Here is an 11,113-nt window from a genome sequence, read left to right as displayed (position 1 = left end):
CCGTTCGACTCGGTTAGTCGGCACCATTTATTTTAGGTAACTTGAAGCAACTGACTTGTAATCAGTAGTCTGTATAAGTTATCCGTTCGACTCGGTTAGTCGGCACCATTTATTTTAGGTAACTTGAAGCAACTGACTTGTAATCAGTAGTCTGTATAAGTTATCCGTTCGACTCGGTTAGTCGGCACCATTTATTTTAGGTAACTTAAAGCAACTAACTTGTAATAAGTAGTCTGTATAAGTTACCCGCTCGACTTCGTTAGTCGGCACCATTTATTTAAAAGCCTCGCTTATAGCGGGGCTTTTTTGTTTTTGTATAGTTAATCTCTTAAACACATTACAAAAAGTTAATTTTAGTATTAAAAATTGCTGATCATTTACTCATTTTTACCGTATAACTGGCTATTATGTTAATTCATCGCTAGCTATGTAATGTTATGTAAAGTAAGTTGAGCAAAATTTGCCAAAGTGCTTGAATTACGTTCATAAATAGCAGTAATTTAGGTTTAATTATGATCTGGCAATGCAAGCCAACCCTACTGGCAATTAGTGTGATGCTGCTGAGCGGCTGTGCGAGTGATTTAAACTCGTCTCAGCGCATGCAAGTCCCTAATAATATGCCTCAGCAATGGCAGCAAGAAGCATCAAGCTCAGTATTAAAAGTACAAGAGCAATGGCTTACACAATTACAAAATCCTACGCTTAATAAATTTGTACAACAAGCACTTAAAAATAACCAACAGCTTTTGCAAACGAGTTATGATGTTGAAATTCAAAAGCAGCAACTTATAGTCTCGGGCGCTGCACTTTGGCCAAGCCTTGATTTATCAACACGTACAAGCCGTAGTAAAGACAACCGCCCTGTAAGTTACGACAACGCAAGCTCAGCTAGTTTAAACTTAACTTACGAGGTTGATTTATGGGGTAAACTCTCTGACGCCAAGCGCGAAGCTAATCTTAACTATTTAGCTCAGCAGGCACGGTTTGAACAAGCTAAACAGCAACTTGTTGCTGATGTAGTAACAGGTTGGTTTGATGTGGTTACGGCGCAGCAATTACTGGATTTATTTAAGCGTCGCGAAGCCAACTCACAACAAAATCTCGATATTATTGAAGCTGGCTATCGCCAAGGCATAAACGAAGCGCTCGATGTGTATTTAGCGCGTAATGAGCTTAATAATGAACGCTCTCGCATTGCCACTCAAACAGCGAGTTTATCGGCATCAGCACGTGTACTTGAGCGTTTACTTGGTGAATACCCAAAAGGTGCCATTACTGCTAGTAGTGACTTACCTGTTATTAATACCGATATTCCTCTAGGATTACCTTCTGAGCTTATAACGCGAAAACCTACTCTACGTGCAAGTTGGTATGAGCTTTTAGCAGCCGACGCATCATTGGCATATGCGCATAAACAACGCTTTCCAAGTTTAGATTTAACAGCTTCATTAAGTGATAGCACCGACAGAGTAAGCGACTTGTTTTCTCCATCAAGCCTTGCATGGTCTTTATTAGGTAGTATTTCAGCGCCACTTTTTGAAGGAGGGCGCTTAAAAGCCAACGAAGAAATAGCGCGTCTTAATACTCAAAAGCAAGAGCAGCTTTATTTACAAACGCTTTATGACGCGTTTGGCGATGTTGAAAATGCAATTTCGCAGCAGCAGTCCCTCAAAGCTCAATATACAAGCACATTAGAGGCACAAGAAAACGCACTTGCTGCAGAGCAATTGTCGTTTGAGCAGTATCAAAGTGGCTTGGTGACTTATACAACTGTGCTTGATGCCCAAGACCGTTCTTTTGACGCCCAAAGCTCCTTAATCGATATTAAAAACCAATTAATAGCCAATAGAATTAACTTACACATTGCCCTTGGTGGTGATTTTGCAAAGCCCTCAAGTGAACTAAAGAGCAATAACGATGAAAACTAAAACAGCAAAAATTATTATTCCAGCGGTGGTTATAGTTGCCACTATTTTAATTGTTATGTTTATTAAAAATAACACGCCTGAGGCTAAACGCTTTGGGGCACCTCCTAAGGCATCAATAAGTGTGGCTGCGCTTGAGCTAAAACCACAAAATTATCAGGTTATGATAGACAGCTACGGTACGGTAAAACCACGTACACAAAGTTTGTTAGTGGCTCAGGCATCAGGGCAAATAATTGAAGTAAGTGATGACTTTAGAGAAGGCGGTTTTTTTGAAAAAGGCGATGTACTTTTAAAACTAGACGACAGAGATCATCAGGCTGAAGTTAAATCTGCTCAAGCCAATTTATTAACAGCAGAGCAAGGTTTGCTAGAAGAGAAGGCGCGTGGGCAACAAGCTATTACCGATTGGAAGCGCCTTGGCGGCTCAAATCAAGCAAGCAGCTTAGTACTACGTGAGCCACAACTAGCAGCCGCTGAAGCTGAGGTTTTGTCAGCGCAGGCAGCACTTGAAAAAGCGATGCTTGATTTAGAGCGCACTAAAGTAACGGCGCCATATGCGGGGCGTATACTTAGCCGCAGTGTTGATTTAGGGCAAGTTGTTACAAACAACACACAGTTAGCTACCATTTACGCAATCGATAGCGTTGAGATTCGCTTACCAATTAAAAATAAAGATCTCCCATTTGTAAATTTACCAGAGCAGTATCGCGATGGTGCTAAAAACCAAGCGGGTTCAATTGTTAAATTTACTTCTGACTTAGTAGGTGAGCAAACGTGGCAAGGTCAATTAGCACGCACAGAAGGTGCTATAGATGAAGGCGCACAGCAGCTTTATGTAGTTGCTAAAATTAATGACCCGTATAAAGCAACAGCAAATAACCAGTACCCAATAAAAATTGGGCAGTATATAAAAGCGCAAATTACCGGCAGAACAGTATCTAACGCACTTATAATTCCTAACAGTACAATTTATCAAGGAACGTACGTTTACATTGTTGAAGGTGGCGTACTTAAGCGCAAAGACATCACACTAGCTTGGCAAAATGCGACTCAGGCGATGATAAAAACCGGTTTAAACGCAAATGATAAGCTTGTTATTACTCCACTTGGCCAAGTAAGTTCAGGAACTCAAGTAAGTATTTTAGGTGAACAAAGCGCAGATCAACCTAAAAGCCGTGGAGTGAATGGGCAAGGTAAAGGAAAGCGTCTGACTCCAGAGCAGCTTGAACAAAAAGCAAAAGAGCTTGGTATTAGTGTTGAAGAGTTAAAAAAACGCCGTCCAGCAAAGCAAGGAGATAAGCCATGATAGCTTGGTTTGCCAAAAACCATGTTGCTGCTAACTTATTGCTAGTAACGTTGCTGCTGTCGGGGCTTTTTAGTTTATCGACTAAAATACCGCTTGAAGTATTCCCTTCATTCGAAACCGACATGATAAGCGTGAACGTAAGTTTGCGCGGCTCAACACCAGAGGATGTAGAGCAAGGCGTAACAATTCGTATAGAAGAAGCCGTACAAGATTTAGAAGGTATTAAGCAAATATTTAGCCGCTCTTCTGAAGGCTCAGGCTCTGTAACAATTGAAGTTGAAACGGGCTACGACCCGCGTGAGCTTTTAGCCGATATTAAAAGTCGTGTAGATGCAATTAACACCTTTCCAGCCGATGCTGAAAAGCCAATAGTCGCGCTTGCGGAGCGAATTCGCGAAGTTATCGCGGTTACCGTATCAAGTGATTACGGCGAAAAAGAAACCCGTGAATACGCAGAAACAGTACGCGATCAAATTCTACGTTTACCAAATGTGACGCAGGTAGAGCTAAGTGGTGTTCGTGATTACGAAATTGCCATTGAAGTAAGCCAAGACGTTCTTCGCCAGTACGATTTAAGTTTGGCACAAATATCGAGTGCCATTGCTAATTCAAGCTCTGATATTTCTGCTGGTAACTTAAAAACTGAAGGTGGGGACGTACTTATAAGCTCTAAAGGGCAAGCATATCGTAAAGATGAATTTGCCAATATTGTTGTTAAAAACCAAGCTGACGGCACGATTATTCGTTTAGGCGATATTGCAATAATTAAAGACGATTTTGAAGAAACCCCAGTGCGTACTCGTTTTAATGGTAAGCAGGCTGCATTTATCGACGTATATAGAATTGGTCCGCAAAGTGCGATTACTGTTGCTGACGAAGTTAAAAATTACATAAAAGAGCAACAAAGCTCCCTTCCACAAGGATTTGAACTAAGTTACTGGGATGATGATTCGGAGCTGGTTAAAAGTCGAATTGCCACACTAACGACCAATGCCCTACAAGGCGGTATTTTAGTACTTGCTTTACTTACTTTGTTTTTACGACCTGCAATTGCATTTTGGGTATTTATTGGTATTCCGGTTTCGTTTATGGGCGCGTTTATAGCGATGCCTATATTTGGCGTAACCCTTAATATTATGAGCTTATTTGGCTTTATATTAGTACTTGGGATTGTTGTTGATGACGCCATAGTTACTGGCGAAAATGTCTATACCCATTTAAAAACAGCTAAGTCGGGCGAGCAAGCTGCAATTTTAGGTACTCAAGAAGTCGCAACACCAGTAACATTTGGTGTATTAACTACCGTTGCCGCCTTTTTACCTTTGGCCTTTATTGAAGGGGCGCGCGGTGCTTTGTTTGCACAAATACCGGTAGTGGTTATTCCGGTATTATTGTTTTCATTGATTGAATCTAAATTTGTACTACCCGCACATTTAAAATATATAAAACTACGCCACGAAAAAGGCGAACCTTCAAAGTTTGATGTTATTCAACAGCGTTTTGCAGATGGATTTGAAAACGCGATTTTAAAATATTACCAACCCACTTTAAATTTAGCACTGCGCCATAAATTGGCTTCGGTAAGTTTGTTTGTTGGTGTGTTTATAATAATTTTAACCATGATCACTAGTGGTTGGACTAAGTTTGTATTTTTCCCGCGTATACCAAGCGAAACAGTCCGCGTTAACTTAACACTACCAACAGGTACGCCGTTTGAAGTCACTAATAAATACGTAATTGATATGTCGCAAAAGGCGCAGCAATTACAAGAAAAATACCGCGACCCAGATACAGGTGAAAGCGTTATTTTAAATATATTAGCCACAACAGGCGGGCGCGGTGGTGTATCTAATTCAGGTTCTGTACGCTTTGAAATAACACCGGCTGAAAAGCGTGAATCAGACATAGGATCAAGAGAGCTTGCCAGCGAATGGCGCGATTTAATTGGTGTCATTCCAGGCGCTGAAAGCTTAACGTTTAGAGCTGAAATTGGCCGAAGTTCTGACCCAATTGATGTTCAGCTTAGCGGGACTTCGTTGACTATTTTACAAGACGTGGCTGATCACATTAAAACCCGTTTATCGACCTACCCAACGGTATTTGATATTGCCGATAGCATGTCTGATGGTAAAGAAGAGTTACAAATAGAGCTTACGCAGCAAGGCTTAGCGCTGGGCTTAAATAGAGTTAATGTTGCAGGTCAAGTGCGTAACTCGTTCTTTGGCTCGCAAGTACAACGTATTCAGCGCGGCCGTGATGATGTACGTGTAATGGTTCGCTTGCCTATAGACGAGCGCCGCTCAGTTGCCGATTTACAAAATATACTCATCAATACACCTACTGGTGGTTCGGTGCCGTTATCGCATGTTGCAACCCTTACCGCAGGGCAAAGCCCGTCAACTATTAACCGAATAGACCGCTACCGTACTTTAAATGTTACAGCGGATATCGAAAAAAATAACACCAACATGACCATACTTCAGGCTGACCTAACGGAGTATTTAGATGAGTTAATGCAGCAATATCCTGGAGTAGATTACAAACTAGAAGGTGAGGCTAAAGAGCAGCGAGAGTCGTTTGGCTCATTGGCTTGGGCACTTGTGTTTGTATTTTTCATAATTTATGCGCTATTAGCGATACCGCTTAAGTCTTACTTACAGCCAATTATAGTAATGAGTGTAATTCCATTTGGCATGATAGGTGCTGTAGTCGGGCATTGGATTATGGGCATGGATTTAACCATTATGAGCTTGCTTGGTATGCTCGCCCTAACTGGGGTGGTAGTAAATGACTCCCTTGTACTAGTTGATTTTATCAATAAAAAGCGCAGTGAAGGCGGCAAATTACTAGATGCAGTTAAACTTGCCGGTGCATCGCGTTTTCGCCCTGTAATGCTAACAAGTTTAACGACCTTTATTGGCTTAATGCCGTTATTATTTGAAAAAGCGACTCAGGCGCAGTTTTTAATACCTATGGCGGTAAGTTTAGGGTTTGGGATTATTTTTGCGACCTTTATTACTTTATTGTTAGTGCCAATAAACTACATGATGATGGAGCGCTTTCAAGGTTGGTTTAAGTAAATAAGCGTAAGCATTTAAAATTTAGCTGTAAGTAAGAAATTGCTTGCAGCTTTTTTTTGCCAAAAATTATAAAAATAATGTACGAAGGTATAGCAAAAAAATGAATAAGTAATAAGAGGGAGTATAAAAATAAGAAGGTGTTCCCCAAGATACGGTACCCGGTTTCAGTCCTGAAACCAGAAGGTTTCAGGGCGGAAATCTGCGGTTTACCGTAGGCTTCTCGGTACATGCCGAGCTTGCACAATAGTAGACGAACAGAAATCCTGGTATAAAATTTATCGGCTCAGGGACTTAACCAAGCTCCGGTACCCCAGGGAACAATTTAAGTATATAAGACATAATCCAATCCTTAAACCCTAAACGTAAAAAATTAAACCGTTCGCTTAGTTTTCCCGCATCTTTAACTCGTCATTTACTTTATCGCATGGTTTTTGAGCTTGATCATACAATTAATTGGAGTTGCTTTTTATCGAGTGGTAGCATTGCCTTAACTTGCAAAGCGAAGATTCGATTATGAACGATTTACCCGATTACGAAAAAGCTCAACTGCTTTTAGAGAAAAACGAAATATTTGTATCACCTGCCGAAGCGCATGGTGTAATTAGTGGTTTACTTGCGTGTGGTTTAACCATTGACGACAAAGAATACTTAGGCCTTTTGAGCGATGTGTTTAACGATGGTGAATCATTTAGTAACGATTTAAAGCAATTTTTTGGCACTATTTATAAGCAAGTAGTTGCGAGCTTTAATGATGACGAATTTCAGTTTGATTTATTTTTACCAAACGATGACGAAACACTCATCGATCAGGCTAATGGCCTCGTATCATGGGTAGCAGGGTTTATGCTTGGTTTTGGCTTAAAGCAAAAAGATTACGGTAAGTTATCAAGCGATGTTAAAGAAGTTATTACTGACTTTAGCGAAATCACTCGCCTAGATACCACTTTTGAAGAAACCGAAGAAGACAGCCAAGCGCTGCACGAAGTGATTGAATATGTGCGCGTATCAGCACTACTTTGTTTTGCAGAGCTTGGTAAAGAGCAAAACACGCAAAGTACTAAAAAAACACTTCATTAGTTTAAAAAGTTAAACGGGTTGGTTAATAATGGTTGAAGTACAAAAGTCAGAATTTAAAGCACGCCGTGAGCGTTTACTTGCGCAAATGGATAAAAATAGTGTTGCTATTATTCCCGCTGCGAGCGAAGTGACGCGTAGCCGCGATACCGAATATGCATTTAGACAAGATAGCGACTTTTTCTATTTAACAGGCTTTAACGAACCCGACGCTGTACTTGTACTATGTAACAACAGCGATGCACCCAGTACTTTATTTTGCCTAGATAAAGACAAGCTTGCAGAAATTTGGCATGGCCGCAGAGTTGGCTTTGATAAAGCTAAAAGCGACTACTTGTTTGATGAAGCTTACCCGCTAAGTGAATTAAACGATAAGCTGCTCGATATACTAAATGAAAAAGATGCGATTTATTTTGCACAAGGTGCTTATCCTTCATTTGATACCAAAGTGTTTACGTTACTAGGTACACTTAGAAGTGGTGCGCGAAAAGGCCTCAAAGCACCGAGTACTTTAAAAGAAATACGCGGCCTTATTCATGAAATGCGTTTGTTTAAATCGCCAAGCGAAGTAAATGTTATGCGAGAAGGCTGTGAAATTAGTGCGCGAGGGCATATGCGCGCTATGCGTTTTTCACACCCCGGAGCTACTGAATTTCAGCTAGAGGCTGAGCTGCATCATCATTATGCCATGAATGGTGCGCCGCACCCGGCGTACGGCACAATTGTTGGTAGTGGCGACAACGCCAATATTTTACATTACACGCAAAATAGCGACGTATTAAAAAATGGCGACCTGGTACTTATAGATTCCGGTTGTGAACTACAAGGTTACGCCGCCGATATTACCCGTACTTTTCCAGTAAATGGACAATTTAGCGAAGAGCAAGCCGCGCTTTACAATATTGTACTTAAAGCGCAAGAAGTTGCTTTTGATGAAGTAAAACCAGGTGGTTACATGTCGCATGCTAATAAACTAGCAATGGAAGTAATGACCCAAGGTTTACTTGATTTAGGTATTTTAACCGGCGACTTTGATGAGCTAATGGCAAAAGGGGCATGTAAAGAATATTACATGCACGGGCTTGGGCATTGGCTTGGTTTAGATGTGCATGATGTTGGCGATTACAAAGTAAATAACGTTGAGCGTGCATTTGAGCCCGGTATGGTACTCACCATAGAGCCTGGGCTTTATATCAGCGAAGACTCAAGCGCACCGCAAAAATACAAAGGCATTGGTATTCGTATTGAAGATAACTTGCTAGTTACCGAAACAGGCCATGAAAACTTGACCCTAAGCGTGCCTAAAAAAATTAGCGATATAGAAGCACTTATGCAAAGTGCTAAAAACGTATAAAGCTCGGAGAGTAAAGTGGCTAAGCAGTTTGATGTAGTTGTTATTGGCGGTGGTTTAGCGGGAGCAAGCTGCGCGTTAAGTGTGGCTAAAACTAATCCCGCGTTAAATATTGCCGTTGTAGAAGCTAATCAAGTTACCGGCGACTACCACCCAAGCTTTGACGACAGAAGCATTGCACTTGCTCAGCAATCGGTAGAGTATTTACAAAGCCTCAATTTATTTGAACAAAATGCCCCTTACACCGCCGCAATCAAAAAAGTGAGCGTGTCTGATAGAGGCCACTTTGGCAAAGCGCACATTAATTGCGACGAATTTGCTAAACCTTCACTTGGTTACGTAGTAGAAGTTAACCCTTTTGGCCGAGCGCTCCACCTGCGTTTAACGCAATCAAATATTACGCTTTTGTGCCCCGATAGCGTAATTGCCATTGAGCAAACCCTGCACAGCAATACACTTACCCTGCAAAGCGGCGAGCAATTAAGCGCAGCGCTATTGGTTATTGCTGATGGTGCACAATCACCCACACGTAATTTACTTGAGCTTGGCTTTAATACCCAGCCTTATGAACAAGGCGCAATTATTGCCAATGTAGAAGTAGCTGGTGGGCATAATAATCATGCCTTTGAGCGTTTTACACAAAGCGGGCCTATGGCGTTATTACCCATGAGCAATAACCGTTATTCGTTGGTGTGGTGTATGAGCCAAGATCAGGTTGAACAGCACATGGCACTTAATGAACAAGACTTTATAAGTGCCCTACAAAGTGCGTTTGGTTATCGCGGTGGTCAATTTACTAAAGTAGGCATGCGCACGAGTTACCCGCTCGTTTACGGGCAAGTCGAGTCTTTGACTGCGCACCGTACAGTGGTTATTGGTAATGCCGCACATGCTATTCATCCTATTGCAGGGCAAGGTTTTAATTTAGGCCTTCGCGACGTGCAAGTACTAAGTAATTTAATAGCAAACAGCCAACACGGTTTAGGCAGCTATGCGTTTACACGTGAATATTCTAAAAAGCGCAGTGATGACATAAAAACCGTAATGAGCTTAACCGATGCACTTGTTAGGCTTTTTTCAAACTCATCGCGAGTGCTCGCATTGGGGCGCAGTATTGGGTTGTTTTCGATGGATTTATTTCCCGCATTAAAAGCGCCATTAGCCAAACAGTTAATGGGGCAAGTTAAACAAGGTAGGCGTTTATGAAGCAAGCACAGGTTTGTATTGTAGGTGGTGGCTGCGTAGGGCTAACACTAGCACTTGGATTGGCAAAAGCCGATATAAGCGTCGTTGTACTCGACGGCGCACCAACACAAGCGTTGCCAACTGACGAATATGGTTTGCGCGTAAGTGCGCTAAGCATTGCAAGTCAAACCTTGCTTGAGCAATTAAATGTATGGCCAGAAATTATCGCACAGCGAGCGTGCGCTTATACGCATATGGATGTACGCGATGCCGACAGTTTTGGCAAAATAGCGTTTGATAACAAACAACTTGAGCTTGAGCATTTAGGCCATATTGTTGAAAACGACATTATCCGCTACGCGCTTATAAAAGAGCTAGAGCAACAAAGCAGCGCAACACTAATGTTTGATACGCAGTATCAGCAAATACATCAAAGCGAATCAGATGTATTTATAACGCTTAAAAGTGGCGAGCCAATTATTGCAAAACTGCTGGTGGCCGCTGATGGGGCAAACTCAGCTATTCGCAAACAATTTAATATGGCACTTAGCTTTAAAGATTACGATCACCATGCGCTAGTCGCAACCGTAAAAACCAAAGAGCCGCACGAAAACACCGCACGCCAAGTGTTTTTACCAACCGGGCCGCTGGCATTTTTACCTCTGAGCGATGCAAATACCCATTCAATAGTATGGTCTACTAGCCCAAACCACTGCGATGAGCTGCTTGCAATGGACGACAGCAGCTTTAATAAAGCCGTAATGGCAGCCATAGATGGCCAATGCGGGCTGTGTGAAGTGCAAAGCAAACGCGCTGCTTTTCCACTTAAAATGCGCTACGCCCAGCAATGGGTTTCAGGCAAAGTGGTACTCATTGGCGACGCTGCACATACAATCCATCCACTTGCAGGGCTTGGTATGAATCTAGGCCTAAAAGATGCGGCTTATTTAATTGAGCTACTCACAAGTGATAGTAAGGAGTTTGCAAGCACGCGCACACTTCGCGATTACGAACGTACCCGTAAGCTCGATGCGCAAAAGCACATAGCCATGATGCAAGGGTTAAAAGAGCTATTTGAAGGTGCAAACCCGGTTAAAAAACTTATCCGCGGAGTAGGGCTATCATTAGTTGATAATTTAGGCCCAATAAAACACCTGTTCGCCAAAGAAGCGATAGGAAAGTAACGTAG

7 protein-coding genes and 1 other RNA gene are annotated in these 11,113 nt (G+C 41.9%); 7 read left to right on the top strand and 1 reads right to left on the bottom strand.

All coding sequences use genetic code 11. The features are described 5' to 3' along the window. The first annotated feature begins 512 nt into the window (after positions 1-512). From H5161_RS00610 to H5161_RS00600, 3 genes are read left to right on the top strand one after another with little or no spacing between them, the layout of a single operon-like run. Positions 513-1,928, top strand: coding sequence for a TolC family protein (locus tag H5161_RS00610; protein WP_182752163.1), 1,416 nt, complete (start codon positions 513-515; stop codon positions 1,926-1,928). Continuing rightward, the gene (locus H5161_RS00605) at positions 1,918-3,234 is read left to right on the top strand and encodes an efflux RND transporter periplasmic adaptor subunit (protein ID WP_182768504.1); all 1,317 of its coding nucleotides are present in this window, start codon (positions 1,918-1,920) and stop codon (positions 3,232-3,234) included. The genes H5161_RS00610 and H5161_RS00605 overlap by 11 nt, the downstream gene beginning before the upstream one ends. Next, complete coding sequence (locus tag H5161_RS00600; protein WP_002962744.1) at positions 3,231-6,314, top strand: efflux RND transporter permease subunit; 3,084 nt, start codon at positions 3,231-3,233, stop codon at positions 6,312-6,314. Before H5161_RS00605 ends, H5161_RS00600 begins: the two co-directional genes overlap by 4 nt. 137 nt (positions 6,315-6,451) lie before the next feature. Here H5161_RS00600 and ssrS read toward each other — a convergent pair. After that, positions 6,452-6,634, bottom strand: a non-coding RNA gene (ssrS, locus tag H5161_RS00595) — 6S RNA. A gap of 193 nt (positions 6,635-6,827) precedes the next feature. Here ssrS and H5161_RS00590 point away from each other — a divergent pair. Genes H5161_RS00590 through H5161_RS00575 form a run of 4 tightly spaced genes read left to right on the top strand, consistent with a single transcriptional unit; the run spans position 6,828 to position 11,108 of the window. Beyond that, positions 6,828-7,391, top strand: a complete 564-nt coding sequence (locus H5161_RS00590; protein WP_002962745.1) for a UPF0149 family protein — start codon at positions 6,828-6,830, stop codon at positions 7,389-7,391. 28 nt (positions 7,392-7,419) lie between these two features. Next, on the top strand, positions 7,420-8,742 hold the full coding sequence (gene pepP / locus H5161_RS00585; protein WP_182692801.1) for a Xaa-Pro aminopeptidase: 1,323 nt from the start codon (positions 7,420-7,422) through the stop codon (positions 8,740-8,742). Between the two features lie 15 nt (positions 8,743-8,757). Next, entirely contained in the window at positions 8,758-9,945 is a 1,188-nt protein-coding gene (ubiH, locus tag H5161_RS00580) for a 2-octaprenyl-6-methoxyphenyl hydroxylase (RefSeq protein ID WP_182752162.1), read from the top strand. Further along, the gene (locus tag H5161_RS00575; protein WP_182768503.1) at positions 9,942-11,108 is read left to right on the top strand and encodes an FAD-dependent monooxygenase; all 1,167 of its coding nucleotides are present in this window, start codon (positions 9,942-9,944) and stop codon (positions 11,106-11,108) included. The genes ubiH and H5161_RS00575 overlap by 4 nt, the downstream gene beginning before the upstream one ends. The last annotated feature ends 5 nt before the right edge of the window (positions 11,109-11,113 follow it).

The sequence above is a fragment of the Pseudoalteromonas sp. SG43-5 genome (genome assembly GCF_014164345.1).
GTDB lineage: Bacteria > Pseudomonadota > Gammaproteobacteria > Enterobacterales > Alteromonadaceae > Pseudoalteromonas > Pseudoalteromonas distincta.
The sequence above is the reverse complement of the archived record's forward strand: the minus strand, read 5'-3'. Positions and strand labels throughout refer to the sequence as shown.

Excerpts from the sequence above, each read along its gene's own strand:
- H5161_RS00610 (WP_182752163.1), top strand. The coding sequence starts at position 513 with ATGATCTGGCAATGCAAGCCAACCCTACTGGCAATTAGTGTGATGCTG.
- pepP (WP_182692801.1), top strand. The coding sequence starts at position 7,420 with ATGGTTGAAGTACAAAAGTCAGAATTTAAAGCACGCCGTGAGCGTTTA.
- H5161_RS00575 (WP_182768503.1), top strand. The coding sequence starts at position 9,942 with ATGAAGCAAGCACAGGTTTGTATTGTAGGTGGTGGCTGCGTAGGGCTA.
- H5161_RS00600 (WP_002962744.1), top strand. The coding sequence starts at position 3,231 with ATGATAGCTTGGTTTGCCAAAAACCATGTTGCTGCTAACTTATTGCTA.
- H5161_RS00590 (WP_002962745.1), top strand. The coding sequence starts at position 6,828 with ATGAACGATTTACCCGATTACGAAAAAGCTCAACTGCTTTTAGAGAAA.
- H5161_RS00605 (WP_182768504.1), top strand. The coding sequence starts at position 1,918 with ATGAAAACTAAAACAGCAAAAATTATTATTCCAGCGGTGGTTATAGTT.